At 71.7% G+C, this 25,649-nt stretch carries 23 protein-coding genes; 10 read left to right on the top strand and 13 right to left on the bottom strand.

The genetic code is table 11. The features are described from left to right. The first annotated feature begins 14 nt into the window (after window positions 1–14). Together CLT68_RS09340 and CLT68_RS09335 are read left to right on the top strand one after the other, a co-directional pair. Complete coding sequence (locus tag CLT68_RS09340) at window positions 15–896, top strand: SMP-30/gluconolactonase/LRE family protein (protein WP_099850165.1); 882 nt, start codon at window positions 15–17, stop codon at window positions 894–896. Between the two features lie 116 nt (window positions 897–1,012). Continuing rightward, window positions 1,013–2,116, top strand: coding sequence for an L-dopachrome tautomerase-related protein (locus CLT68_RS09335; RefSeq protein WP_088951304.1), 1,104 nt, complete (start codon window positions 1,013–1,015; stop codon window positions 2,114–2,116). Between the two features lie 18 nt (window positions 2,117–2,134). Here CLT68_RS09335 and CLT68_RS09330 read toward each other — a convergent pair whose 3' ends face one another. Beyond that, entirely contained in the window at window positions 2,135–2,887 is a 753-nt protein-coding gene (locus tag CLT68_RS09330) for a dienelactone hydrolase family protein (RefSeq protein WP_099850163.1), read from the bottom strand. A 164-nt stretch (window positions 2,888–3,051) separates the two neighbouring features. Here CLT68_RS09330 and CLT68_RS09325 point away from each other — a divergent pair, with 164 nt between their 5' ends. Further along, complete coding sequence (locus CLT68_RS09325) at window positions 3,052–3,462, top strand: hypothetical protein (RefSeq protein WP_143743152.1); 411 nt, start codon at window positions 3,052–3,054, stop codon at window positions 3,460–3,462. A gap of 47 nt (window positions 3,463–3,509) precedes the next feature. Next, a complete protein-coding gene (locus CLT68_RS09320; protein ID WP_199177011.1) occupies window positions 3,510–3,887 on the top strand; it encodes an SAV_915 family protein in 378 nt (125 codons plus the stop codon). Here CLT68_RS09320 and CLT68_RS09315 read toward each other — a convergent pair. The 7 genes from CLT68_RS09315 to CLT68_RS09280 all read right to left on the bottom strand — a co-directional run bounded on the left by CLT68_RS09315 (window position 3,850) and on the right by CLT68_RS09280 (window position 13,449). Next, a complete protein-coding gene (locus CLT68_RS09315) occupies window positions 3,850–4,530 on the bottom strand; it encodes a response regulator (RefSeq protein WP_088951300.1) in 681 nt (226 codons plus the stop codon). The genes CLT68_RS09320 and CLT68_RS09315 overlap by 38 nt on opposite strands. Next, window positions 4,527–7,076, bottom strand: coding sequence for a DUF4118 domain-containing protein (locus CLT68_RS09310; RefSeq protein WP_099850161.1), 2,550 nt, complete (start codon window positions 7,074–7,076; stop codon window positions 4,527–4,529). Before CLT68_RS09310 ends, CLT68_RS09315 begins: the two co-directional genes overlap by 4 nt. Before the next feature lie 72 nt (window positions 7,077–7,148). Beyond that, the gene (locus tag CLT68_RS09305; RefSeq protein WP_099850159.1) at window positions 7,149–8,030 is read right to left on the bottom strand and encodes a potassium-transporting ATPase subunit C; all 882 of its coding nucleotides are present in this window, start codon (window positions 8,028–8,030) and stop codon (window positions 7,149–7,151) included. After that, window positions 8,030–10,225, bottom strand: coding sequence for a potassium-transporting ATPase subunit KdpB (gene kdpB, locus CLT68_RS09300; protein ID WP_099850156.1), 2,196 nt, complete (start codon window positions 10,223–10,225; stop codon window positions 8,030–8,032). The genes CLT68_RS09305 and kdpB overlap by 1 nt, the downstream gene beginning before the upstream one ends. A 20-nt stretch (window positions 10,226–10,245) precedes the next feature. Continuing rightward, window positions 10,246–11,901, bottom strand: a complete 1,656-nt coding sequence (kdpA, locus tag CLT68_RS09295; RefSeq protein WP_099850154.1) for a potassium-transporting ATPase subunit KdpA — start codon at window positions 11,899–11,901, stop codon at window positions 10,246–10,248. After that, window positions 11,901–11,990: a K(+)-transporting ATPase subunit F gene (gene kdpF, locus CLT68_RS09290; RefSeq protein ID WP_036390805.1), complete on the bottom strand. Its 90-nt coding sequence runs from the start codon at window positions 11,988–11,990 to the stop codon at window positions 11,901–11,903. The genes kdpA and kdpF overlap by 1 nt, the downstream gene beginning before the upstream one ends. Window positions 11,991–12,408: 418 nt before the next feature. Continuing rightward, entirely contained in the window at window positions 12,409–13,449 is a 1,041-nt protein-coding gene (locus CLT68_RS09280) for a TRM11 family SAM-dependent methyltransferase (RefSeq protein WP_088951294.1), read from the bottom strand. A gap of 72 nt (window positions 13,450–13,521) precedes the next feature. Here CLT68_RS09280 and CLT68_RS09275 point away from each other — a divergent pair, with 72 nt between their 5' ends. Further along, entirely contained in the window at window positions 13,522–14,379 is an 858-nt protein-coding gene (locus CLT68_RS09275) for a zf-HC2 domain-containing protein (protein WP_099850150.1), read from the top strand. Between the two features lie 9 nt (window positions 14,380–14,388). Here CLT68_RS09275 and CLT68_RS09270 read toward each other — a convergent pair whose 3' ends face one another. The 3 genes from CLT68_RS09270 to CLT68_RS09260 form a co-directional block, all read right to left on the bottom strand. After that, entirely contained in the window at window positions 14,389–15,063 is a 675-nt protein-coding gene (locus CLT68_RS09270; RefSeq protein WP_486482116.1) for a CGNR zinc finger domain-containing protein, read from the bottom strand. After that, window positions 15,056–15,904, bottom strand: coding sequence for an MBL fold metallo-hydrolase (locus CLT68_RS09265; RefSeq protein ID WP_099850148.1), 849 nt, complete (start codon window positions 15,902–15,904; stop codon window positions 15,056–15,058). Before CLT68_RS09265 ends, CLT68_RS09270 begins: the two co-directional genes overlap by 8 nt. 139 nt (window positions 15,905–16,043) lie before the next feature. Further along, on the bottom strand, window positions 16,044–16,697 hold the full coding sequence (locus tag CLT68_RS09260) for a TetR/AcrR family transcriptional regulator (RefSeq protein ID WP_099850146.1): 654 nt from the start codon (window positions 16,695–16,697) through the stop codon (window positions 16,044–16,046). 342 nt (window positions 16,698–17,039) lie between these two features. Here CLT68_RS09260 and CLT68_RS09255 point away from each other — a divergent pair, with 342 nt between their 5' ends. The 4 genes from CLT68_RS09255 to CLT68_RS09240 are packed head-to-tail and all read left to right on the top strand — an operon-like array spanning window position 17,040 to window position 22,699. Beyond that, the gene (locus CLT68_RS09255) at window positions 17,040–18,206 is read left to right on the top strand and encodes an acyl-CoA dehydrogenase family protein (protein WP_099856959.1); all 1,167 of its coding nucleotides are present in this window, start codon (window positions 17,040–17,042) and stop codon (window positions 18,204–18,206) included. Then, window positions 18,196–19,410, top strand: a complete 1,215-nt coding sequence (locus CLT68_RS09250) for an acetyl-CoA C-acetyltransferase (protein WP_099850144.1) — start codon at window positions 18,196–18,198, stop codon at window positions 19,408–19,410. The genes CLT68_RS09255 and CLT68_RS09250 overlap by 11 nt, the downstream gene beginning before the upstream one ends. Window positions 19,411–19,424: 14 nt before the next feature. After that, the gene (locus CLT68_RS09245) at window positions 19,425–21,581 is read left to right on the top strand and encodes a 3-hydroxyacyl-CoA dehydrogenase NAD-binding domain-containing protein (RefSeq protein WP_099850142.1); all 2,157 of its coding nucleotides are present in this window, start codon (window positions 19,425–19,427) and stop codon (window positions 21,579–21,581) included. Then, window positions 21,578–22,699, top strand: a complete 1,122-nt coding sequence (locus CLT68_RS09240) for a CaiB/BaiF CoA transferase family protein (RefSeq protein ID WP_099850140.1) — start codon at window positions 21,578–21,580, stop codon at window positions 22,697–22,699. The genes CLT68_RS09245 and CLT68_RS09240 overlap by 4 nt, the downstream gene beginning before the upstream one ends. Before the next feature lie 32 nt (window positions 22,700–22,731). On the opposite strand, the gene CLT68_RS09235 is transcribed toward CLT68_RS09240, so the two are convergent. Continuing rightward, the gene (locus tag CLT68_RS09235; RefSeq protein WP_486482115.1) at window positions 22,732–23,577 is read right to left on the bottom strand and encodes a cytochrome c oxidase assembly protein; all 846 of its coding nucleotides are present in this window, start codon (window positions 23,575–23,577) and stop codon (window positions 22,732–22,734) included. 2 nt (window positions 23,578–23,579) lie between these two features. After that, entirely contained in the window at window positions 23,580–24,068 is a 489-nt protein-coding gene (locus tag CLT68_RS09230) for a DUF2243 domain-containing protein (RefSeq protein WP_199177010.1), read from the bottom strand. A gap of 187 nt (window positions 24,069–24,255) precedes the next feature. On the opposite strand from CLT68_RS09230, the gene CLT68_RS09225 reads away from it, so the two are divergent. Continuing rightward, a complete protein-coding gene (locus CLT68_RS09225) occupies window positions 24,256–25,521 on the top strand; it encodes a DUF2786 domain-containing protein (protein WP_099850136.1) in 1,266 nt (421 codons plus the stop codon). Window positions 25,522–25,649: the final 128 nt, after the last annotated feature.

Genomic DNA, 25,649 nt, shown 5'->3' with positions numbered 1-25,649 from the left:
TTTGGAGGACCACCATGGAGCTGACCGAGCCGACCATCTGGAGCACCGACCGGTTGGAGCTGGGCGAGGGGCTGCGCTGGGTCGACGACCGGCTGGTCCTGGTCGACCTGCTGGCCGGGCGACTGCTGGAGACCGACGGCGACGCCCCGACCCCGCTGCGGGAGCTGCGCCGCCTCGACGTCCCGCTCGGCGCGGTCGCCCCGGTGGCTGGCCGACCCGGCGACTGGCTCGCCGCCGCCGGAACCGGCATCAGCCTGCTCACCGCCGCCGACGACCCCCGACCCGTCGCCGACCTGGTCGGTGACGCACCCGAGCCCACCCGGATGAACGACGCGGTCGCCGACCCGCACGGCCGCTTCTGGGCTGGCAGCATGACGTACGCCGCGGTGCCCGGCGGAGGCACGTTGTTCCGTCTCACCCCGGGCGCCGAGCCGGTGCCCGCAGTGACCGGGCTGACCATCCCGAACGGGCCGGCCTTCGACGCCGCCGGCACCACCATGTACCTGGCCGACACGCCGCTTGGCGCCGTCGACCGGTTCACCGTCGACCCGGAGACCGGGGCCCTGCACGGGCGGGAGCCGTTCCTGCGGATCTCCTCCGCCGACGGCGGCCCGGACGGTATGACGGTGGACGCGGCCGGCCATCTCTGGATCGCGCTGTGGGGCGGTTCCGCGGTACGCCGCTACCGTCCCGACGGCACCCTCGACCGGGAGATCCGGCTACCGGCGAAGCAGCCGGCCGGCATCTGCCTGGGCGGCCCCGACCTGCGCCGACTCTTCGTTGGCACCGCCCGCGTGGGGCTGGACACCGCCGGCCCGGCGGACGGCGCGCTGCTCGCGGTGGACGTCGAGGTCCCCGGCCTGCCCGCTGCGGGCGCCACCGCGCCCCCAAGCTGACCGCAGGCGCAGCTGGCCGCAGGCATATCGGACGCCGGGGCGGGAATAGTCCCGCCGAAGCGGGACAACGGGCCGACTGGAGGGGGCGGGACGATGAGCACCATGGGGCGGGAGTCGTGAACGGGCCGGTCGGCGACGAGCCGGTCGGCGAGTTGGAGCTGGTGCACACCTTCACCGGCCCCATGCCGACCGGCGTGAGCGTCTCGCACCAGGGCCGGATCTTCGTCAACTTCCCCAAGTGGGGCGACGAGGTGCCGGCCACCGTCGTCGAGCTGCGCGACGGCCAGGAGGTGCCCTACCCCGACCAGCAGTGGAACGACCCGTCCGGCGACGACGACGCGGGCGCGTTCGTGTCGGTGCAGAGCATCGTGGTCGACCCGGCCGACCGGCTCTGGGTGCTGGACACCGGCAGCCCGATGTTCCAGCCCACGAAACCGGGCGGCCCGAAGCTGGTCCGCGTCGACCTGGACACCGACACGGTGGCCCAGGTGATCACCTTCCCGACGGACGTCGCGCTGCCGACGACGTACCTCAACGACGTCCGCTTCGACCTGCGGCGGGGCGAGGCTGGGATCGCGTACATCACCGACTCGGCGGACTCCGGCCCGAACGGGATCATCGTGGTGGACCTGGCCAGCGGTGCGTCCTGGCGACGGCTGCACGACCACCCGTCCACCAAGGCGGAGCCGCTGACGTCGTTCCGCCCGGTGGTCGAGGGCCGACCGTTCCTCGAACGCCCGGCGGACGGCCCACCGAAGCCGGTGAGCATGGGCTCCGACGGCATCGCCATCTCCGCCGACGGCACCCGGCTCTACTACTGCCCGTTGGCATCCCGGCGCCTGCACAGCGTGTCCACCGAGGCGCTGGCCGACCCGGGCGTCACCCAGGAGGCGGTCGCGGAGACAGTCGTCGACGAGGGCGACCGGGGCACCGCCTCGGACGGGTTGGAGAGTGACGACGCGGGGCGGCTCTACCTGACCTCGTACGAGCACAACGCGGTGCTGCGTCGACTGCCCGACGGCGAGTACGAGACGCTGGTCCACGATCCGCGGCTACTCTGGCCGGACACCATGTCGGTGGCCACCGACGGGTACCTCTACGTCACCGCAAACCAACTGCACCGCCAGCCGCAGTACCAGCGGGGCCAGGACCTCCGGCGCAAGCCGTACGCGCTGTTCCGCACCCGCATCGACGCCGGCCCGGTGCTGCTGCGCCGCTGATCCGGGCCGGCGGGCTCGTCAGCTCGCAGGCAGGGTGCGGTCCAGGACGTCGAACAGGGCGGCCCAGTGACGCTCGGTGGCCTTCTCGTCGTACATGGGGGTGTCGGCCATGGTGAAGCCGTGGTGGGCGCCCTCGTACACCTCGGAGCGGTAGCGCACGCCGGCGGCGTCGAGCGCCTGCTCCAGCGTGGCGATCTGCTCGGGCGTCATCGACTGGTCGGCGTCGGCGTGCCCGAAGTACACCTCGCCGGTGATCGAGCCGACGCCCCGGTGCGGGCTGTCCGGCGCGTCGGTGACGAGGTGCCCGCCGTGGAAGCTGGCGACGGCCGCGATGCGGTCGGGGTGTGCCTCGATGGCCCGCAGCGCGTTGGTGCCGCCCAGGCAGTAGCCGGTGATCGCGACCGGGCCCGGCCGGACGTCGTCGCGGGCGGCCAGGAAGTCGAGGTACGCGGCGGTGTCCCGGCTGATCGCCTCGGGGGTCAGCGCCTGGGCCAGCGGCGCGATCTTCGCGAAGAGCGCACCGCGCTGGTCGGCCTCACCGAGCCGGGACAGGTCGAACATTGGTGCCCGGCCGCCTCGGTAGAACAGGTGGGGCGTCAGCACCAGGTAACCGCGCTCGGCGATCCGCTCCGCCATCTCCACCAGGCGCGGACGCGGCCCGAAGGCATCCATGAAGAGCAGGACCGCCGGGAACGGGCCGTCCCCGTCGGGCCGGATGAGGGACGCGTCCGCCACTCCGTCACTCGTCGGGATGTCCACCGTCGTCTGCACAGGAGCCTCCTCGTACGCCGATCTTGGTTCGTCCGGAACGCTACTCCCCGTGTCTGTGGGCCGGCCTGGCAGCCGCGTGAACGCGGCGTCAAGAATTGGCGGTGACCCGTCGAAAGCGCGTATCGACGGGCGCTGCACCGCCTTCCGGTGGTGACGATGGGTCCATGAGTCCTTGGCGGATGACACGCTGGGAACGCGGTGGATCGCCAGCCGGCACCGACACAGACAACGGCCCCGGCGAGCCCGCGACCAGCGCGGAAGAGCCGGTACGGCGGCACGAGGCGCTGGTCAGCGTCCGGCTCGGCCCGTCCGCGCCCGGCAGTCACCTGGTGGAGTACCTGCGGCACGAGCCCTGCGCCGTCGACGCGTGGTGGATCGCCGCCGACGTCGACGCCGTGGTGCGGCTCTCCGCCGACAGCATGACGGTGCTGCACCGCGCCGTGGCCGACCTGCGCCGCCGCGCCGGGGTGGAGGTCGCCGTGGCCAACTACATCCTCCGCGCGCTCGACCTGACCACGCCCGCGGACCCGCGTACCGGGAAGGACGCCCCGGCGTGGGCGGTGTCCGCCGCATGAGCCGCCCCGCCGACGACCGCTTCCTTTCGGAAAGGACCAACCCGATCATGGACGAGGCCCCGATAATTTACGCCGTTCCGGTGCGCGATCTGCCGGGGCGGCTGGTGCGGACGGTGCGGACCGGCCGTTCGCCACAGGGGCAACGGGTGGGCATCGCCTTCACCCGACCCGAGCTGCTGGTCACCGCAATGGGTGCCGACCAGCAGTGGGAGGAGTTGTGCGAGTCCGCGCTGCGCGGCATGCTGCGCCCTCTCGGTATCGACGTGATCCAGGTCGACCCGCTGCTGGTGGCACCGCCGCTGGATCCGAAGACCGCCGCCCGTCCGATCGACGCTCCGGTGGTCACCCCGCCGGAGTACGCGATGTCCACAGGCGCGTGTCAACGAGTCAGGGGCGGTAGCGGTAGCCCATTCCCGGCTCGGTGATGAGGTGGCGGGGGCGGGCCGGGTCGTCCTCCAGCTTGCGCCGCAGCTGGGCCAGGTACTGCCGCAGGTAGTTGGTCTCGTTCTGGTATTCCGGCCCCCACACGTCCTGGAGGAGCTGACGCTGACTGACCAGCTTGCCGGGGTGACGCAGCAGCTTCTCCAGCACGCTCCACTGGATCGGGGTCAACTTGACCTCGGTGCCGTCGTCGCGCCGCACGCTGTGGTCGGCCAGGTCGACGGTGTGCTGGCCGATCCGCAACGCCGGCACCGCCTCGCTGGGCCCGCCGAGACGACGGGTGACGGCACGGATGCGGGCCAGCAGTTCCTCCACCCCGAACGGCTTCGTGACGTAGTCGTCGGCGCCGGCGTCGAGCGCCGCGACCTTGTCCTCGCTGCCGGCCCGGCCGGAGAGCACGATGATCGGCACGGCGGTCCATCCGCGCAGGCCGCGGATCACCTCCACCCCGTCGATGTCGGGCAGACCGAGATCCAGCACCACCAGGTCGGGCGGGTGGCTGGCGGCGGCCTTCAACGCGGCGGCGCCGGTCGCGGCGACGTCCACGTCGTACCGGCGGGCCCGCAGGTTGATCCGCAGGGCGCGGAGGATCTGCGGTTCGTCGTCGACGACCAGGATGCGCGTCATTCCTGCGACCCCTCCGAGCTGGTCGGCGCGGCGGGCAACCGCAGCACCATGGTGAGCCCACCGCCGGGCGTGGTCTCCGGGGTGATGCTGCCACCCATCGCCTCGGCCAACCCTCGGGACAGGGCGAGTCCGAGACCGACACCGGTCTGGTTGTCCCGGTCGCCGAGGCGTTGGAACGGCAGGAAGACGTGCTCCCACTGGTCCTCCGGGATGCCCGGCCCCCGGTCGATCACCCGCAGCTCCACCTGGCCGGCGTGCGCGCTGGCGGTGATCGTGGGCGGCTGGTCCGACGGGCTGTAACGCAGCGCGTTGGCGACGATGTTGACCAGCACCCGTTCCAGCAGGCCCGGGTCGGCGGTGGCGGCCGGCAGGTCGGCCGGGATGTCCGTGCCGACCGTCGCGGCCGCCGGGCCAAGTTCGTCCAACGCCAGGGGTACGGCGTCCTCCAGGCCGATCGCCGTGGCCGTGATGCCGAGGACACCGGCCTGGAGCCGGCTCATGTCCAGCAGGTTGCCGACCAGCCGGGCGAGCCGGTCCAGTGACTCCTCGGCGGTCTCCAGCAACTCCTCACGGTCGGACTCGTCGAACTCGATGTCGTGGCTGCGCAGACTGGTCACCGCCGCCTTCGCGGACGCCAGCGGCGTACGCAGGTCGTGGCTGACCGCGGCGAGCAGCGCGGTGCGCATCCGGTCCGCGGCGGCCAGCGGCCGGGCGGTGGCGGCCTCCTCGGCGAGCCGCTCCTGGCGCAGCGCGACGGCGGCCTGGGCGGCGAACGCCTCGACGATGCGCCGGTCGGCGGCCTCCAGCCGTCGGCCGCAGAGCACGACGGTGATCCGTTCGTCGACCGGTACCGTCGTCTCACCGCCTTCGGGTGTGCAGGGCGGGCTCTCGCCGACGCTGGCGACGACACACCAGGCGTGCTCCTCGCGGGCCCGTTCGGGGCGCCCGCTGGCGTCCTCGGCCAGCTCCAGGACGCTCACGGCGCGCAGCCCGAAGGTCTCCCGGAGCTGTTCCAGCAGTGCGGGAAGTGGGCGTTCGCCGCGCAGCACGCCACCGGCGAGGGCGGCGAGGGTCTGCGCGTCGGCGGCGGCGCGGGCGGCCTCCCGGGTCCGTCGGGCGGCCACGTCGACGACCCAGCTCACCGCCAGCGCCACGGCGACGAAGACGGCCAGGGCGAGCAGGTTGTCGGCCTCGGCGATGGTCAACGTGCGGTAGGGCGGTGTGAAGAACCAGTTGAGCAGCAGCGAGCCGCCGAGCGCGGCGACCAGGGCCGGCCACACCCCACCGACCAGCGCGACACCGACGACCCCGGCGAGGAACAGCAGGATGTCGTTGGTCAGCGTCAGGTCGGGCAGTGTCCTCAGCAGCAGGGTGAGCAGCGGCATCCCCAGCGCGGCCAGACCGAAGCCGAGCAGCCGTCGACGCCGGGACAGCGCCGCCGGCACGGCCATGGCTCGACGGCCCTTGCCGGCCTGCTTGTGGGTGACCAGGTGCACGTCGATCGATCCGGAGAGCGCTGTGGTGGTCACCCCGACGCCCCGGGCGAAGATCTGCGCGAGGCGACCCCGTCGGCTGGCGCCGAGCACCAACTGGGTGGCGTTCACGCCCTGGGCGAAGTCCAGCAGAGCGGCCGGCACGTCGGTGCCGAGCACCTGGTGGTAGGTGCCACCCAGGCTCTCCACGAGCACCCGCTGACGGGCCAGTTGGGCCGGGTCGGCGCCGGCCAGGCCGTCGCTGCGGGCCACATGCACGGCTAGCAGGTCGGCGCCCTTGCTGCGGGCCGCGACCCGGGCCGCCCGCCGGATCAGCGTCTCACCCTCCGGGCCACCGGTCAGTGCCACCACGACCCGTTCCCGGGCCTCCCAGGTGGCGGCGATGCCCTGTTGGCTGCGGTAGCGGTCGAGCTGCTCGTCGACCTTGTCGGCCAGCCAGATCAGCGCCAGTTCGCGCAACGCGGTGAGGTTGCCGACCCGGAAGTAGTTGCCCAGCGCGGCGTCGATCTTGTCGGGTCGGTAGATGTTGCCGTGCGCCATCCGCCGGCGCAGCGCCTCGGGGGTCATGTCGACCAGCTCGACCTGTTCGGCGGCGCGGACGATCTCGTCCGGCACGGTCTCCCGCTGGGTGGTGCCGGTGATCTGCGCGACGACGTCGTTGACCGACTCCAGGTGCTGCACGTTGACCGTGGACAGCACGTCGATCCCCGCGTCGAGCAGCTCCTGGATGTCCTGCCAGCGCTTGTCGTGCCGGGAACCGGGCACGTTGCTGTGCGCCAACTCGTCGACCACCGCGATCTCCGGTCGGCGGGCCAGCACCGCGTCGAGGTCCATCTCGGTGAACTCGACGCCCCGGTACTCCATCGTGCGGCGGGGCATCTGCTCCAGGTCGGCGAGCATCGCGGCGGTGTGCTGGCGACCGTGGGTTTCCACGAAGCCGATCACCACGTCGGTGCCGCGCGCGGCCCGCCGCTGGGCTTCCTCCAACATGGCGTACGTCTTACCGACGCCGGGGGCGGCCCCGAGATAGATGCGCAGTTCTCCGCGTGGCACGGGGATCATCCTCCCTGGTCAGATCGGCGTGCGGGGCCGTGCCCGGTTGGCACGGCCCCGCCCAGAGTGTGCTCAGCGTGCGGCGAACTGCTTGTCGAGGGCGATGTTGAGCTCCAACACGTTGACCCCGGGCTCGCCCATGAAGCCGAGCCCGCGCCCGTGGGTGTGCTCCTTGACCAGCTTGCGGACCGCCGCCGGGTCCGCGCCGCGCTCGCGCGCGACCCGGTTCACCTGCAACTCGGCGTACGCCGGGCTGATCTGCGGGTCGAGACCGCTGCCGCTGGCGGTGACCGCGTCGGCGGGCACTGCAGGCTCGGCGGGCGCGTCGCCGCGGATCGGGGTGACCACCCCGCCGGCCGCCACGTAGTCCTCGCCGGGCTGGGCCGGCTCCACAAGGACACCCTCGTACTCGGTGACGAACGGAGTGGCCGGGGCGGCCTGGTTGACGCTGACCACCCGGGTGACCGGGCCGGTCAGACCGTCGGCGCGGAAGACCGCGAGCACGGCGCCCACCCCGTCGTCGGTGCAGTAGGGGCGCCGGCCGTCGACGCCGTTGAGTTCACCGACGGACTTGCTGCGCCCGCACACCTGGGTGAGCAGGCTCTCGCTGGACTCCTCCGGGTCGGTGGCGATGGTGTCGACCACGCTCTCCGGCCCCAGGTTGCTGGCCGAGGTGGAGGTCGGGTCGTAGCCGTCGCCAGCGGCGGACGGGCGGGACTGGAAGTAGCGGGCGACGGGGTTGCCGTCCGCGTCGGTGAAGGACTGGCCGATCAGCGCGCTGCCGACGGTGTCCCCGCCCACGGTGATCAGCGAGCCGTCGGCCTTGTGGTTGAGGCCGGGCAGCTGACCGAGCGCCACCAGGGCCAGCGGGTAGACCAGGCCGAGCAGCACCGTGAAGACGAGTACGGCGCGCAGCGCGGCGAGGTGTTGGGCGATCCAGGTCGGTAGGCGCATCACGAAATCCCCGGGATGAACTGGATGAGCAGGTCAATGAGTTTGATCCCGATGAACGGCACGATGATGCCGCCCAGCCCGTAGACCAGCAGGTTGCGGCTGAGCAGCTTCGACGCGGCCGCCGGCCGGTACCGCACGCCCCGCAGGGCGAGTGGGATCAGCGCGATGATCACCAGGGCGTTGAAGATGACCGCGGACAGGATCGCCGACTCCGGGCTGGACAGCCGCATGATGTTCAGCGCGTCCAGGCTCGGGTAGAGGCCGGCGAACATGGCCGGGATGATCGCGAAGTACTTCGCGATGTCGTTGGCGATGCTGAACGTGGTCAGCGCGCCACGGGTGATCAGCAACTGCTTGCCGATCTCCACGATCTCGATCAGTTTGGTCGGGTCGGAGTCGAGGTCGACCATGTTGCCGGCCTCCTTGGCGGCCGACGTACCGGTGTTCATGGCCACCCCGACGTCGGCCTGGGCGAGCGCCGGCGCGTCGTTGGTGCCGTCACCGGTCATCGCGACCAGCCGGCCGCCCTCCTGCTCCCGCTTGATCAGCGCGAGCTTGTCCTCCGGCGTCGCCTCGGCCAGGAAGTCGTCCACCCCGGCCTCGTCGGCGATGGCCTTCGCGGTGCGCGGGTTGTCACCGGTGATCATCACCGTCCGGATGCCCATCCGGCGCATCTCGTCGAACCGCTCGCGCATGCCGGACTTGACGACGTCCTTGAGGTGGATGACGCCCAGGGCGCGGGCGGGTTCACCGTCGATGTGCTCGGCGACCACCAGTGGGGTGCCGCCGGTGCCGCTGATCGCGTCCACGATCTCGCCGACCTGTTCGGTCGGGTGACCGCCGTTCTCCCGTACCCACTTCATCACGGCGGCGGCGGCACCCTTGCGGACCCGGCGGGCCGTGCCCACCGCGCCGCCCTCCACGCTGGCGTCCGGGGTGAGGTCGACGCCGCTCATCCGGGTCTGCGCGGTGAACGGTACGAACGTGGCGTGCGGCATCACGCCGGGCTCCCGTTCGCGCAGCCCGAACTCGTTCTTCGCCAGTACGACCACCGAGCGCCCCTCCGGGGTCTCGTCGGCCAGGCTTGACAGCTGCGCGGCGTCGGCCACGGTCGCGGCCGTGATGTCCTCGACTGGTACGAACTCGGCGGCCTGCCGGTTGCCCAGCGTGATGGTGCCGGTCTTGTCCAGCAGCAGTGTGTTGACGTCACCGGCCGCCTCGACGGCCCGGCCGCTCATGGCGAGGACGTTGCGCTGCACCAGCCGGTCCATGCCGGCGATGCCGATGGCGGAGAGCAGGGCGCCGATGGTGGTCGGGATCAGGCAGACCAGCAGCGAGACCAGCACGACACCGGTGACACCGGAACCGGTGATCGCCCCGCTGTCCGGCGCGGCCGCCTGGTACGCCTTGGAGAAGATCGCCAGCGGCTGGAGGGTGACAACGGCCAGCAGGAAGATGACCGTGAGCGCGGCGAGCAGGATGTTCAGCGCGATCTCGTTCGGCGTCTTCTGCCGGTTGGCGCCCTCGACCAGGGCGATCATCCGGTCGATGAAGCTCTCCCCCGGCTTCTGGGTGATCTTCACGATGATCTGGTCGGAGAGCACCTTGGTGCCACCGGTGACCGCGCTGCGGTCACCACCGGACTCCCGGATGACCGGGGCCGACTCGCCGGTGATTGCCGACTCGTCGACGCTGGCGATGCCCTCGACGATGTCGCCGTCGCCGGGGATGATGCCGCCCGCCTCGATGAGCACGATGTCGCCCTGACGCAGCGCGGGCGCGGGCACCGCCTCGTCGCGGTAGGTGTTGGCCCGCGCGCCGGGCTTCCAGTCGATCAACCGGGTGGCGATGGTGTCCTGCTTGGCCTGCCGCAGCGCGGCGGCCTGGGCCTTGCCCCGGCCCTCGGCGACCGCCTCGGCGAGGTTGGCGAACACCACGGTCAGCCAGAGCCAGATGGTGATCGCCCAGGCGAACACCGACGGGTCGATCACCGCCAGGACCGTGGTGAAGGCTGCGCCGACCTCCACGATCAGCATCACCGGGTTGCGCCACAGCGTGGTCGGGTTGAGCTTGCGTACCGCGTCCGGGAGGGACCGGACGAGCTGCTTGGGGTCGAGCAGGCCCCCGCCGATTCGGTTGCCCTGCGTGGCGGGCGTGCCGGGGAGTTGCTCTGTTGGGGCGGACGTGACGGACATGTCCTCGTTCCTCATGATGGTCAGAGCCCCTCTGCCAGCGGGCCGAGCGCCAGCGCGGGCAGGAAGGTCAGCGCGACGAGGACCACGGTGACGCCGACGACCATGCCGATGAACAGCGGTCGGTGGGTCGGCAGGGTGCCCTCGGACGCGGGGGTGGGTGCCTGGCGGGCCAGCGAGCCGGCCAACGCGAGCACGAAGATGATCGGCAGGAACCGGCCCAGCAGCATGCACAACCCGAGCGCGGTGTCCCACCAGGTGGTGTTGACAGTGATGCCGCCGAAGGCTGAGCCGTTGTTGTTGCTGGCCGAGGTGAACGCGTACAGCACCTCGGAGAGGCCGTGCGGGCCGACGTTGAGCGCCGTGGAGTTGTTGCCGGTGGCGAACGCGGCCGCCGTACCGGTCAACACCAGGATCGGCGTGATCAGGAAGTAGAGCGAGGCGAACTTGATCTCCCGCGACCCGATCTTCTTACCCAGGTACTCCGGGGTGCGACCCACCATCAGGCCAGCCACGAAGACCGTGATCACCGCGAGGATGAGCAGACCGTACAGGCCGGAACCGGTACCACCTGGCGCAACTTCGCCGAGCATCATGTTGACCATGGTCATCATGCCGCCGAGTGAGGTGAACGAGTCGTGGAACGAGTTGACCGCACCGGTCGAGGTCAGCGTCGTGGCGGCGGCGAAGGTGGCCGAGTTCGAGACGTCGAACCGCACCTCCTTGCCCTCCAGGGCAGCGCCGACCGCCTGCGGCACCGTGCCGTGGCCGGTCAGCTCGAAGATGTTGGTGATGGCGACGCTGGCGACCGCCAGGATGCCCATCACCGCGGCGATGGCGTAGCCCTGCCGGTTCTGCCCGACCATCCGGCCGAAGACCCGGGGCAGGCTGAACGGGATCAGGAAGATCAGGAAGATCTCCAGCCAGTTCGTCCAACTGGTGGGGTTCTCGAACGGGTGGGCGCTGTTGACGTTGTAGAAGCCACCGCCGTTGGTGCCCAGCTCCTTGATCACTTCCTGGCTGGCGACCGGGCCACCGGTGATGGTCTGGGTGCCGCCGGTCAGCGTGCTCACGTCGGTGCCGCCGGAGAGGTTCTGCACCACGCCGCCGATCATCAGCGCGATGGCGCCGAGCACGGCGATAGGCAGCAGGATCCGCAGCACGATCCGGGTCAGGTCGACCCAGAAGTTGCCGAGCTGCCCGGTCCGGCTACGGGCGAAGCCGCGTACCAGGGCGACCGCCACCGCGACACCGACCGCCGCGGAGGTGAAGTTCTGCACCGCCAGGCCGGCCATCTGCACCAGGTGACCCATGGTCGACTCACCCGAGTACGACTGCCAGTTCGTGTTGGTCACGAACGACACGGCTGTGTTCCACGCGCCGTGCGGCACCACCGGATCGAAGCCCAGGGACAGCCACAGGTGGTTCTGCACCCGCTGGAACAGGTACAGGAACAGGATCGAGACCGCGGAGAACGCCAGCACGCTGCGGGCGTACACCCCCCAGGTCTGCTCGGCGGCGGGGTTGACCCCGACCAACCGGAAGATGCTCCGCTCGACCCGCGACTGCTTCGTCCCGGCGACCGCCCGGAACATGTAGTCACCGAACGGCTTGTAGACGGCGACGAGGGCCGCCACCAGCGTCACGATGAAGATGACGCCCGCTGTTGTCATGGTCATCAGAAGCGCTCCGGAAACAGCAGGGCGAACACCAGGAACGCGCCCAGGACGATCGCGAGCACCAGACCGACGGCGTTGACCGCGTTCACAGCTTCTCCACCGCCCGGACCACCAGGGCGAGCACTGCGAACAGCACCACCGTCAGGACCACGAACACCACGTCAGACACGCTGACTCCTCATACCGGAAAGGTTCGTCGCGACCGCCTTCCGGTCGCGCCGGGCAATCAAAGCCCCACCACCCACCGGTCGGCAGGGGTCATAACGCGACCATGACGGAGCCGAACCTTTTCTTGACGTGGTTTTCACACCCGTGCACTGAACAGGTGAAATGCGGCACAGGCCCTGGACCGTCCGCGAGGTCAAGGCCTGTTGTCCGCCCCCTTTGCTCTGCACCTGCGGAGGCACCAGCAACAGAGCGTGAGTGTCGCCTCCGCGGGTGCAGAGCAAAGGACAAACGAGAGAGACCACGCGCGACCCGGATGGGTGGCGCGGGCAGTGGGCCGGGTCAGGCCGGGCGGCGGGCCACCAGCACGTCGCGCATGATCGACTGGTCGACCCGGTGCCGCAGCGCGCGGTAGGGCTCGGCGTCGACCACGGTCAGCCCGGCATCGGCCAACGCCGCCGCCGCGTCCTCGCGGCTGGCGACGTGGGTGTTCCAGGAGATTCCGAGCGCACCGCCGGGACGCAGCAACCGCGCCCAGACCGGCGCGGCGTCCGCGAGCAACGCCAGCGGATCACGGGTCAGGCCCTTCTCGGCCGTACGGCTGCCGTGCTGCACGCCGTAGGGCGCGTCGGCGACGACCAGGTCGACGGTCTCCGGGCGGAAGAACTCCGCCGAGCGGGCGGTGTCGGCGTTGACCACGTCCAGCAGTTGGGTCTGACCGGCCTTGTGCTCCTCGCGGGTCGGAGCCAGCTCGATCCGCACCCGCCGGCCGACCACCTTGCGCTCCCGCCGCACCGGACCGGACTCCAGCACCCGGTGCTTGACCCGCTTCTGCTTCAGCCAGGTGGTGATGAACGCCCGGTACGCCTCGACGTCCTTCTGGTCGCGCTCGATCCCGGCGGCGTCGAAGCCGTACATCAGCGCCTGGTTGAGTGTGGTGCCTCGGCCGCAGAGCGGGTCGAGCACCCGGAACCGCCGGCTGGTCATCTCGGTGGCCCAGTCCGAGGCGAGCAGGGTGACGTTGAGCAGCAGCTTGGTGAACTGCTCGTTGGTCTTGCCCGGGTACTTCTGGATGGTGAGCAGGTCGTCGTCGTAGCGGTCCAGCCGGCTCCACTCGATCGGGCGCAGCAGCTCACCGACGATCTCGAACAGCGCGTACCCGGCGGAGAGATTGCCCAGGACGGTCAGGTCCCGCTCGGTCAACCCGTCACCGGTGAAGGTGACGTAGGAGGCCCCACCGACCACCTCGGTGTCCAACTCGCCGATCTGGCCGTCGAGGGCCGAGAGACCGAAGATCTCCAGCTCGGCCCGGGTGAGGTCGATGGCGGAGCGGGCGTACACCCGGTTGGTGGCGGGCAGGATCAGCAGGCCGTAACGCGTCATGATCGGGCGAGTATTCCACAACAGGCCCCGGTCGCCGGGAACCGGAGCGGCCCCCGGAGCGACTACCGGTACATGGGGTGTGAGCAGTGGCGGGAGGTCCTGTCCGCGCAGTTGGACGGGGAGGAGACCGCCGCCGAACTGACGGCGGTGCAGGGGCACCTCGACGGGTGTGCCGATTGTCGGGCCTGGTTCACGGCGGCGGCTGCGGTGACCCGTCGGGTTCGTACCCGTCTGGTCACCGACGTGCCCGACCGGACCGAGGCGATTCTGGCCGCCATCGCGGCGGAACCGGCCCGCCGGCCGTGGTGGCGGCGAGGCGGGTTGGTCGCGGGCGGTCGGCCGGTCAGCGGGCTGCGCGCGGCGCTCGGGCGCGGCAAGCTGGTCGCCGGGCTGCGCGCGGCGCTCGGGCTGCTCGGCGCGGTGCAGTTGGTGCTCGGGCTGGCCCAGGTGGGCCGGGGCGCCACCGCCGATCACCTGCACCCCACCGGTCAGCACCTGTGGCACGAGTCAGCCGCCTGGAACGTCGCGGTGGGCGCTGGCTTCCTCTTCGTGGCGGCGCGTCGCAGCCCGCCGGCCGGGCTGCTGCCGATGCTCAGCGCGTTCGTCGGCACCTTGCTGCTGCTCTCGGTCAACGACCTGGCCACCGGCTCGGTGGGCGGTGAGCGGCTGGTCAGCCACGGCTTCCTGGTGGTCGGCTATCTGATCACCGTGCTGTTGTCCCGGCCCGGTCTGCGCCCCGGTGGGCCCGCGCCGCAGCGGCAACCGACGCCGTCGCGCTGGCGGTTCGGCGCCGACGAGGTGGACCGGCCGCTGCGGGTGGTGCGCGCCGAGTCGTACCCGGCGCAGGCCGCCGACCGTTACGCCGCCCCGGCAGCGCGTGCCGGCCGACCCGCGCGCAGCGGCCAGGCCGACGAACGCCGCGCCGCCTGACCGGCCAGGTCAATCCGCTTGCCGCTGGCGTGCGCGGTGGGCGCGCAGGTTGGTCGGGTGCCCGCAGACACGCACGGAGTGCCACACCCCGCTGTTGTTGCGCGAGCGGTCGTAGAACGCCACCCGGCAGCGGGGGTTGCGGCAGGTCTTGACGCGCCGCCCGACGTCGGCGAGTTGCGCCTCGAACAGCGCGGCGAGAACGAGCGAGATCAGCAGATCGGCTCCGACCCCGGCGGGGTCGAGGTGGACGGATCCGTTCCGATCGAGCCGAAGGGTGGCGCCGCTGGTCCGAGACCCGGTCGGGGCACGGTCGGACGCCCCGGTGCCGGGTTGCCCGGGTTCCGCCGGGACGTGGAGTCTGGCGTCGATCTCGTCCCGCAGTTCCTCGCGGAAGATCCGCAGCGCCCGGAGTCCCGCAGCGTCAAGCGTGACGTCGGGTGCCGGCCGCCCGCTGGCCGTCGACCACTGGACGACGGCCTGCTGTGCCCACTCGGTAGCACTGGTCAGGTCGTCAAGGAGATCGGCCTGCCGTGGCACGCCGGCCGAGATCGTGTTGAGCAGATCCTGGACGAGCCCGAGGCCGCCTGGGGCCTGGTCCAGGTCGTATCTGGCGGTGGCGATCCACGCCGCGACCACCACACCTGCCGCGCGCTCGGGAACCGAGGGCACCATCAGCTCACTCACCGAGCAGGGCGAGTGCCCCGTACCACGCCGGTCCCGGATTCACCCAGTCTGGGTAGAGCCGCACCATCTCGTCGAAGAACTCTCGGGCGGTCGGCTTCTCGGCCAGCAGCCGCTCCACGTTCAGCAGGTAGTTCCGGGTCTGATCGATGCTGGCCGGGTCGTCCGGGCGGTCCCGGTTCTTGTGGCCGGCGACGACCGCGCGGGGCGCGAGCGCCTCGACGCGGTCGAGAGCCTTGAGCCATTCCCGCAGGCCACCGTCGACTGTCTCCACGATGTACTGGTGAACCCCGTTGTAGACGACGTCACCGGCCACCACGAGGCCGATCGACGGGACGTGCAGGACTGTCGTCTGGTCAGTGTCGGTGTGCCCGGTCTCGACCGGCTGGATGAGGTTGCCCTCGAGCAGGAATCCTTCGGCAGGCACGGGCACGGCGTCCACCGGTGTTTCCGGAATCAGGCCGGGGAAGACCTGGTCGAACAGCTGGCTCCGCCCGACGGTGGCCTGCTGGCGCATGACGTCGATGGTGCCGGGCGTCGCGTAGGTGACGGCCCCGGGGAAACGCTTGACCAGCTCACCGGCGCCGAACCAGTGGTCGCCGTGCCCGTGAGTGGCATAGATGTAGGTCAGCCGTTTACCCGACTGTGCGATCCAGTCACCCACCGTCGCGATCTGCTGGTGAGTGAACGGGGGATCCACGAGGAGCGCCTCCTCGGTCCCGAAGATCAGCGTGGACGAGATCGGGTTCCAGTGGATCCGCGAGCCGTCCGGCATGCGCTGGTCACCCGCTCGAATCGGACCATCCGAGACGAAAACCTCGTAGGACAGGGCGGATGGGTTCATGCGTCCCCCTCGGTGATGTGACGAACCAGGTGCCGCAAGCACTGGCGTACCCCTGGGTCAGTGAAATAACCATAGCTCGTATGCCTATTTCACCCGCGCCATTGCTTCCATGGCCTGCGTCACCCACCCGGGTCAGGTCCTAGCCGGAAGGCACCGCCGACCGGGTCGGACCGTCATCGGCGATGACCTGCGGGATGACCTGTTCGACGATGGTCAGCAGGGTGGTGGTGAGCAGCAGGTGCACCTGTGCGCGGGTCAGCGCGCCACGCTGCAGCCACTCCCGGGCGGTCGACGTCGCCAACCCGCAGTACGCCCGCACCATGCCGCGAAGCTCCTCGTGGTGCGCGGCCTGGCCAGCCAGACCGACGGCGACGAGCATCCGGTCCGCGGCGACCTCCTCGGCCTCGGCGAGCACCCGCTCGACGTCGGCGTCGCCGCCCATCCCCCGGGCGGTGACGGCGGCGAGCCAGGAGGTGCTGTGCCGGGACACCACGTCGAGGAACCAGGTGACGCTGGCGTCGACCCGGGTCCGCAGGTCCCCCTTGGGCAGGCGCTCCACGGCGACCTCCGGGATGGTCACCATGACCCGGACGACCTCGAGGTAGAGGCCCTTCTTGGCACCGAAGTAGTGGTTGACCAGGCCGCGAGCGACACCGGCCTCCCGGGCGATGTCGGTGGTCGACACGTCCGCGTACGGGCGTTCGCCGAACAGCCGGACCGCACACGCCAGGATCTGCCCCCGCCGGGCGTCCGGCTCCAAACGGCGGCGGCGCGGAGCCGTCTCGACACTCATCTGCCCGACCCTATCGGCAGCTCACAGGTCAGCCGCTTGATCGACTCCGTTTCCTTGAACTCGGGGTGTCCCGCGCCAGGGGACACCCCGACTTCCAGGAAACGGAGTCGATCAACGCTGAGCCAGGCCCGAGCGGGTTGCGACCAGGCTCGAGCGGGACCGGGTTGACGGGAACCCGCCGACGTCGCCCCACTCGCGGGGCAGCTCTACAGGACCCGGCAGTCGGCCCACCGCCGCCAGGCCGCGTGGTCGCCCGCCCTCCGCAGACGACCCAGAAACCCGCACCCGCCCGTGGATCTCGACTTATTGACATGCCGCCAACAGCGCGCGAGGGTGGTGCACATGCCGACGCCCTCACTCGACGGTCCCCTCTCGCCCTGGCGCGAGCCGGAGCACGACGACCTGGCCGACCTGGCCCGCACCTTCTTCACCAAGGAGGTCCTGCCGCACGCCGACCGCCTTCAGGAGCAGGGCCACCCGGACCGTGAGCACTACCGGCGCGCCGGTGAGCTGGGGTTGCTCGGCCTGTCCGTCCCGGAGGAGTACGGCGGCGGGGGCGGTGGGTTCACCCACGAGGCCGTGATGCTGCACGAGCAGGCGTACACCGGGGAGAGCAGCCTCGGGCTGGCCGTCCACAGTGGCATCGTCACCGGTTACCTGGTCGCGTACGGCAGCGAGGAGCAGAAGCGACGCTGGCTGCCCGGCCTGTGCAGCGGCGAGCTGGTCGGCGCGATCGCGATGACCGAGCCGGACGGCGGCTCCGATCTTCAGGCGATGCGGACCAGGGCGGTCCGTGACGGCGACGACTATCTGGTCACCGGCGCGAAGACGTTCATCACCAACGGCGGTCTGGCCGATCTGATCATCGTGGCCGTGAAGACCGACCCCGAGCAGCGGGCGGCCGGCGTCTCGCTGCTGATCTGCGAGGTGGGCGGCGACCCGGAGGGCTTCCGCCGCGGCCGACTGCTGTCCAAGATCGGGCTGCACGCCAACGACACCGCAGAGCTGTTCTTCGACGAGTTCCGGGTGCCGGCGGCCAACCTGCTCGGCGGCGCCGAAGGGCTGGGCTTCATCCAGCTCATGCAGCAGCTCCCGCAGGAACGGCTGGTGATCGGCGTCGGCGCGGTCGCGGCCATGGAACGGGCCGTCGCGCTGACCGTCGCGTACGCCAAGGAGCGCACCGCCTTCGGTAAGACCCTGATGGGCCACCAGAACACCCGGATGGTGCTCGCCGAGTGCGCGACGCGTACCCGGGTCAGCCGGGTCTTCCTGGACGACTGCATCGTCCGGCACAGCCGCGGCGACCTGGACGTGGCGACCGCGGCGATGGCGAAGTCGTGGCTCACCGACGGGCAGTGCGAGGTCATCGACCGGTGCCTGCAACTGTTCGGCGGCTACGGCTACACGACGGCATACCCGATCGCCCGGATGTACGCCGACGCCCGCGTCCAGAAGATCTACGGCGGCACCAACGAGATCATGAAGGAGCTGATCGCCCGTGCCCTCTGAGGCGTACGTCTATGACGCGGTCCGCACCCCGCGCGGACGCGGCCGGGACACCGGCGCGCTGCACGGGGTCAAGCCGATCTCCCTGGTGGTCGGCCTGATCGACGCGTTGCGTGAGCGCAATCCCGGCCTGGACGTCGGTCGGCTGGAGGATCTGCTGCTGGGCATCGTGACTCCGGTCGGCGAGCAGGGTGGCGACCTGGCACGGGCCGCCGCGCTGCTGGCCGGGCTGCCCGACGAGGTTGCTGGGGTGCAGCTCAACCGGTTCTGCGCCTCCGGGTTGGAGGCGGTCAACTCCGCCGCCGCGCGGATCCGCTCAGGCTGGGAGCACCTGCTGCTCGCCGGCGGGGTGGAGTCGATGTCCCGGGTGCCGATGGGCTCCGACGGCGCGGCCTGGGCCACCGACCCGCAGACCGCCCTGGCCACGTCGTTCGTGCCGCAGGGCGTCAGCGCCGACCTGATCGCGACCTTGGAGGGCTTCACCCGCGACGACGTGGACGGCTACGCGCTGCGGTCGCAGGAGCGGGCCGCCAAGGCGATGGCCGGCGGGTACTTCGCCCGCTCGGTGGTGCCGGTCCGTGACGGCAACGGGCTGGACATCCTCACCGTCGACGAGCACCCGCGCCCGGAGACCACCCGGGAGGCGCTGGCCCGGCTCACCCCGTCCTTCGCGACGATGGGTGAGGCGGCGGGCTTCGACGCGGTCGCGTTGCAGAAGTTCCACTGGCTGGAGGCCATCGAGCACGTCCACCACGCCGGCAACTCGTCCGGCATCGTGGACGGCGCGGCGCTGGTGCTGATCGGTTCGGAGCAGCTGGGTCGGGATCTCGGCCTCACCCCGCGCGCCCGGATCGCCGGCGCGGCGGTCACCGGCGCGGACCCGACGCTGATGTTGACCGGCCCGATCCCGGCCACCCACAAGGCGCTCGCCGTCGCCGGACTCACCCTCGACGACATCGACCTGTTCGAGATCAACGAGGCGTTCGCCGCGGTGGTGCTCAAGTACGTCCGCGACCTGGGCCTCGACCCGGACCGGGTGAACGTCAACGGCGGCGCGATCGCTCTCGGCCATCCGCTCGGCGCGACCGGAGCGATGCTGCTCGGCACCGCGTTGGACGAGTTGGAGCGCCGCGACCTGCGCCGCGCCGTGGTGACCCTCTGCATCGGTGGCGGCATGGGCGTCGCCACCGTTCTCGAGCGCTGCTGACCCGGAGGACGACCATGACCACCACCATCCGGTACGACCGCGGCGCCGACGGCATCGTCACGCTCACCCTGGACGACCCCGACCAGTCCGCCAACACCATGAACCGGGCGTACGCCGCCTCGATGAGCGCGATCCTCGACCGGCTGGAGGCCGAACGCGACGACGTGACCGGTGTCATCGTGACCAGCGCGAAGTCGACGTTCTTCGCTGGCGGTGACCTGCCTGAGATGATCCGGGCCACCCGCGAGGACGCGCCCGCGCTGGCGGAGCTGCTCGGCACCATCAAACGGGACCTGCGCCGCCTGGAGACACTGGGCCGGCCGGTGGTCGCGGCCGTCAACGGCTCCGCGCTCGGCGGCGGGCTGGAGATCGCGCTCGCCTGCCACCACCGGGTCGCGCTGGACGCGCCGGACAGCCGGCTCGGGCTGCCCGAGGTGACCCTGGGCCTGCTGCCCGGGGCCGGCGGTGTCACCCGGACGGTACGGATGCTCGGCCTGGCGGGTGCGCTGACCACTGTGCTGCTCACCGGCCGGCGGATGCGCCCGTCCGATGCCCTGGCCGCCGGCATCGTGGACGAGGTGGTCGCCACCGAGGCGGAGCTACTGGACCGCGCGCGGGCCTGGATCGCCGCGAACCCACATCCCAAACAGCCGTGGGACCGACCGGACTACCGGATGCCCGGTGGCACCCCGGCCAGCCGTTCGCTGGCCGCCCAGCTGCCAGCCTTCCCGGCCACCCTGCGCAAACAGCTCAAGGGTGCCCGGCTGCCCGCACCCGAGGCGATCCTGGCCACCGCCGTCGAAGGCGCACAGGTCGACCTGGAGACCGCCCTGACCGTGGAGACCCGGCACCTGATCGGTCTGCTCACCGGGCAGGTCGCCAAGAACATGATCGGGGCCTTCTTCTTCGATCTGAAGGCCGTCAACGGTGGTGCCGCCCGACCGTCCGTCGACGTTCCGCCGGTGCGGCGGGTGGCGGTGCTCGGCGCCGGCATGATGGGCGCGGGCATCGCGTACGTCTGCGCCAGCGCCGGCCTGGACGTCGTGGTCAGGGACGTCTCGCCCGAGGCCGCCGGGCGGGCCCGGGAGCACGCCGAACGGCTGCTGGCCCGCAAGGTCCGTAAGGGCCGCGCCACGGAGGCGGAGGCCCGCGCGGTGCTGGACCGGATCACCACCACCGACCAGGTGGACGCCCTCGCTGGATGCGACGCGGTCATCGAGGCGGTCTTCGAGGACCCGGCGCTGAAGCAGGCCGTGTTCGCCGAGGTGCTGCCGGTGCTGGCGCCCGACGCGCTGATCGCCTCCAACACCTCCACTCTGCCGATCACCGGGCTCGCCGCCGGGGTGGACCGCCCGGCCGACTTCATCGGCATGCACTTCTTCTCCCCGGTGGACCGGATGCCCCTGCTGGAGATCGTGGTCGGCGAACGGACCGGTGACGCCGCGCTGGCGCGGGCGTTCGACCTGGGTCGGCGGATCGGCAAGACCCCGATCGTGGTCAACGACGGCCGGGGTTTCTTCACCAGCCGGGTGATCGGCCGGTTCATCGACGAGGCGGTCGGCATGGTCGCCGAGGGTGTTCCCGCCGCCTCGGTGGAGCAGGCCGCCCTTCAGGCCGGCTATCCGACCGGGCCGCTCGCGCTGGCCGACGAGGTCAGCCTCACGCTGATCCAGCGGATTCGCCGCCAGTTCGAGGCGGCCAGCGAGGAGTTCCTGCCGCTGCCGGCGCACCGGCTCGTCGACGAGCTGGTCGACGCGTACGACCGGCCGGGGCGTGCCGCCGGGCGCGGCTTCTACTCGTACGACGAGGGCACCCGCGGCCGGCTCTGGCCCGGCCTTGCCGACCTGGCCACCGACGCTGGTCGGGCGGTGCCGTTCACCGACCTCCAGGAGCGGATGCTCTTCGCCGAGGCGCTGGACGCGCTGCGCTGCCTCGACGAGGGCGTGCTGCGTACCGAGACCGACGCCAACATCGGCTCGATCTTCGGCATCGGCTTCCCGGCCTGGACCGGAGGGGTGATCCGCTACGTCCGGCAGTACGCGGGCGGCCCGGCCGGCTTCGCGGCCCGCGCCACCGAACTGGCCGACCGCTACGGAGACCGGTTCACACCCCCCGCCGACCTGGTCGACCGGCTGGCCGCCCGTCCCGCCGAAACGGCCGGCGTCGCGTGACGGCGGCGCGGGGCGGGCCGCTCGCCGGGGTGCGGGTGGTCGAACTCGCGAGCCTCGCCCCGGCGCCATTCGGGTGCATGGTGCTCGCGGACCTCGGCGCGGACGTGGTGCGGGTGGACCGGCCGGGCGCTCCGGGTGCGGGGCGTCTGGCCGCGCCGACCGGCGGGCCGTTGCAGCGCGGCCGGCGGGTCACCACGCTGGACCTGAAGTCCCCGGCCGGCGTGGCGGACCTGCTGCGCCTGACCGAACGGGCGGACGTGCTGGTCGAGGCGTACCGGCCGGGGGTCGCTGAGCGGCTCGGCTTCGGCCCGGAGGTGTGCCAGGCCCGCAACCCCAGACTGGTGTACGCGCGGATGACCGGCTGGGGTCAGGACGGCCCGCTGGCGGCCCGCGCCGGGCACGACATCGACTACATCGCTGTCGCCGGGGCGTTGGAGCCGTTGGGCCGGGCCGGCGAGCGCCCGTACGCGCCGATGAACCTGCTCGGCGACTTCGGCGGCGGCGGCATGCTGCTAGCCATTGGCGTGCTGGCCGCGCTGCTGGAACGGGAACGCTCCGGTGCCGGCCAGGTGGTCGACGCGGCGATGGTGGACGGTTCGGCTCTGCTCACGTCGTTCCTGCACGGGCTGCTCGGCACCGGCCTGTGGGCTTCGCCGCGCGGGCGCAACATGTTCGACGGCGGTGCGCCGTTCTACGACACGTACGTCACCTCGGACGGTGGTTTCATGGCCGTCGGCGCGATGGAACCGGCCTTCTACGCCGTACTGCTCGCGGGCCTCGACCTCGCCGACGACCCGGACCTGCCCCCGCAGTACGACCCGAGCGGCTGGGACGAGCTGCGGCGACGGTTCACCGAGCGGTTCGCCGAGCGGACCCGGGACGAGTGGACGGCGGTCTTCGCCGACCGGGATGCCTGCGTCGCGCCCGTGCTCGCCCCCGGTGAGGCGCACCAGCATCCGCACAACGCCGCCCGGGGCACGTTCGTCGAGGTTGGCGGCGAGATCCAGCCGGCTCCAGCGCCACGCTTCGACCGGACGCCGGCTGACCGACCGGCCCCCGCGCCGGACCCGGAACGGGACGTCCTGCCGGTAGAGGAGATCCTCACCGGGTGGCAGTGACCGCGCTGGCGGCACCCGCCCCGCCTAGTTGATCAAGAGGTTTTCGTCAGGGAACCGTTCCCTGGTGACGCAAACTTCTTGATCAACCGGGTTGAGCGGGGTGGGCGCAGACGGTCGGGGCGGTTGTACCAGGTAGCGAAGAGGGCCACCGCCAGGAGCAGCTCCGCCAGGTCGCCGCCGTAGTACATGAGTTGGGCGGCCGACTGGAACGCCGCCGGGTCCCGGTCGCTGAGGCCGGGTGGCAGGGTCTCGGCGTTCGCGTACAGGTACTTGGCCAGCACGGCGTGACCGGCCGCCGCCCCCAGCAGCGCGCCCACCCGTACCGCCAGGCCGGGTCGACGCGGCGCCGGGTCCGGGCCGGCCAGGGACCAGGCGAAGAGATAGCCGGCGGCGACATAGTGCAGGTGCAGGGCGTGGTGCAGCGCAGAGTGACGTTCGGCCGCCGCGTACAGCGGGGTGAGCAGCACCAGCGCCAGCCCACCCGTGCTGAGCAGCGCGGCGGTGACCGGGTGCGCGATCAGGTGCAGCGGACGGGCGCGCAGCAGCCGGCCCACCACCCGGCGTACGGGCGGCGGGGCGACCCGCAGCAGCAACGTCACCGGGGCGCCGAGCACCAGCCCGAGCGGGGCCAGCATGCCGAGCAGCAGGTGCTGCGCCATGTGCCCGCGCGGGTCGTCGGGGAGCGGGGCAATCGGCCCGACGGCGACCGCCAGCAGTGCGCAGCCGACCAGCCAGGCGGCGGTGCGGCGGTGGTCCCAACCCCGCGGGTCGCGTACGGCCGCCAGCAGGTAGCCGACGGCCAGCAGCACGACCGGGAGCAGCGGGAACCAGCTCGGGCCCTCCGCCACGTGCCCGCCGTGCGCGAACGCGGGCGGCACGGTCACCGTCCCCGACGGCCGTCGCCCGGCCGCCGGGACCGGGCCCACCAGACCACGGCGACGCCGGCCAGCAGCAGCACAGCACCGGACGCGATCCACACCACGTCGTACGGCAGCAGGTGTACGCCGTAGCGGATCTGGTGCAGCCGGAGCACCTTGTGGTCGACCACCCCGTCGAAGACCTGGAACCCTCCGGCGCCGAGCAGGAATCCGCCCCAGGCCAGCCGGGTCGACAGGGCACGTCGTCGACGCAGGTCGGCGAACCAGAAGAACCCACCGACCAGGATGATCACCTCGGCGGCGTGCAGCAGCCCGTCGGAGAGCAGCGCCACCGACGGGGTGGACCGGTCGTAGAAGTGGTGCCACGCCAGCAACTGGTGGAAGACGATCTCGTCCACCGCAGCCATGATGGCGATGCCGATCAGGACGCCGACGAGCGTGGAGGAACGTACGTCGGCGGTGCGTGCACTCGGCAGGCTCGAATCGGACACCACACACCTCGCATCCACCTCGGGGGTCAGGTCGGAAACTACCCCGAACATGTCGAAACATGCCCAGTCAGCGCCGCCGCAGGCCATCCCCGTTTCACGACTCGCACACCACTAGCGGCATGATCATGCAGCCTGAAGGGGCAGCGAACACCGAGCCGAGCAACCAGAGCCCGAGAAGGAGGTGCCCGTGCCGGACGCGGACGAACTCGTCGCCAACGCACTCGCGGCGGTGCGCGGCACCGACGTACGGCAGGCCGAACGGCAGCTGGACCAACTGATGGTCGGCACCGGCGCGGCGGACGGCACCACGGCGGTGGACGCGGCCCTGCTGCGTCGCCTGGTCCGCGCGCTGGGCCGGCTCTGGCCGCGTGGCTGGCAGCCGGTCGACGTGGACCGGATCACCAGCCGGCGGCTCGACCCCCGCTCGGCGCGGCTGGTCCGCGAGGCGATGGCCGCCCAACGGCGTGAGCAGGCCGAACCGATCCCGGCCTGGTGGGACGACCAGCTACGCGAGTTGACCGCCGACGTCCGGGACGACGGCCATGACGTGCTGGCTGCCTGGACCGCCGCGGAGGGGCTGGACCGGGCGGACGCGCTCCGCGCGGCCGTGGACACTCTCGCGCTGGTGGAGAGCCTGCCGCCGATCGCGGTGCTGCGCCCACCGCCGGGCACCACCGGTGCGCTCACCTCCCGGTCGGCGGGCACGACGCGCAGCGGGTCGCCGATGCTGGACCGGGTCCGGGCGCTGCTGGCGAAGGCCGAGTCGACCACCTTCCCGGCCGAGGCGGAGGCGTTGACCGGTAAGGCGCAGGAGCTGATCGCCCGGCACAGCATCGACGAGGCGCTGCTGGCGGCCGGGTCGGAGCGCGGCGACCTGCCCGGCGGGGTGCGCCTGAGCACCGACACTCCGTACGCGGGCGCGAAGGCGCTGCTGGTGCAGGAGGTGGCGGCGGCGAACAGGTGCGAGGCGGTCTGGTCCGACGATCTCGGCTTCGCCACCGTGCTGGGCTGGCCGGCCGATCTGGTGGCGGTGGAGCTGCTCTACACGTCGCTGCTGGTCCAGGCCACGGCCGCGATGCTGCGCGGGCGCGCTGAGCGCCGGTCGGGGTCGGGGCGGCGCACGAAGGTGTGGGACGAGTCCTTCCTCAACGCGTTCGCGCTGCGGATCGGCGAGCGGCTGCGTACGGCCACCGAGGCGGCGACCGAAGCGGCGGACCAGGCGTCGGCCGAGACGGCCGGGGCGGAGCGACTGTTGCCGGTTCTCGCTGCCCGGGGCGAGGCCGTCCGGGAACGACTGGACACCCTCTTCCCCGGCGTGACCCGGCACCGGCTCAGCGTCCGGGACGCCGAGGGCTGGTCCTCCGGCACGTCGGCCGCCGACCGCGCCTCCTTGGACGTCGGTGGCGGGCGCAAGCAGCCCCGACAGGTGCCCGGCCGGCCCGATCGCCGCTGACCCGACCGGCGTGGGACCACCACCGGCGTAGTTATCTGCGATTTTCTTCGGTACGCCGTAGGGAACGGGTTGTCGGCTCCGACCCTCCGGTGAGCCGCGCCCCGACCGGGGGTGCGACCAGAGCTGAG

The organism is Micromonospora sp. CNZ299 (assembly GCF_002754415.1).
This window is presented reverse-complemented; position numbering and strand designations above follow the sequence as displayed.

Excerpts from the sequence above, each read along its gene's own strand:
- CLT68_RS09275 (WP_099850150.1), top strand. The coding sequence starts at position 13,522 with ATGGGGTGTGAGCAGTGGCGGGAGGTCCTGTCCGCGCAGTTGGACGGG.
- CLT68_RS09315 (WP_088951300.1), bottom strand. The coding sequence starts at position 4,530 with ATGACGCGCATCCTGGTCGTCGACGACGAACCGCAGATCCTCCGCGCC.
- kdpB (WP_099850156.1), bottom strand. The coding sequence starts at position 10,225 with ATGTCCGTCACGTCCGCCCCAACAGAGCAACTCCCCGGCACGCCCGCC.
- CLT68_RS09255 (WP_099856959.1), top strand. The coding sequence starts at position 17,040 with ATGCCGACGCCCTCACTCGACGGTCCCCTCTCGCCCTGGCGCGAGCCG.
- CLT68_RS09305 (WP_099850159.1), bottom strand. The coding sequence starts at position 8,030 with ATGCGCCTACCGACCTGGATCGCCCAACACCTCGCCGCGCTGCGCGCC.
- CLT68_RS09320 (WP_199177011.1), top strand. The coding sequence starts at position 3,510 with ATGGACGAGGCCCCGATAATTTACGCCGTTCCGGTGCGCGATCTGCCG.
- CLT68_RS09265 (WP_099850148.1), bottom strand. The coding sequence starts at position 15,904 with ATGAACCCATCCGCCCTGTCCTACGAGGTTTTCGTCTCGGATGGTCCG.
- CLT68_RS09325 (WP_143743152.1), top strand. The coding sequence starts at position 3,052 with ATGAGTCCTTGGCGGATGACACGCTGGGAACGCGGTGGATCGCCAGCC.
- CLT68_RS09340 (WP_099850165.1), top strand. The coding sequence starts at position 15 with ATGGAGCTGACCGAGCCGACCATCTGGAGCACCGACCGGTTGGAGCTG.
- CLT68_RS09280 (WP_088951294.1), bottom strand. The coding sequence starts at position 13,449 with ATGACGCGTTACGGCCTGCTGATCCTGCCCGCCACCAACCGGGTGTAC.
- kdpA (WP_099850154.1), bottom strand. The coding sequence starts at position 11,901 with ATGACCATGACAACAGCGGGCGTCATCTTCATCGTGACGCTGGTGGCG.
- CLT68_RS09260 (WP_099850146.1), bottom strand. The coding sequence starts at position 16,697 with ATGAGTGTCGAGACGGCTCCGCGCCGCCGCCGTTTGGAGCCGGACGCC.
- CLT68_RS09245 (WP_099850142.1), top strand. The coding sequence starts at position 19,425 with ATGACCACCACCATCCGGTACGACCGCGGCGCCGACGGCATCGTCACG.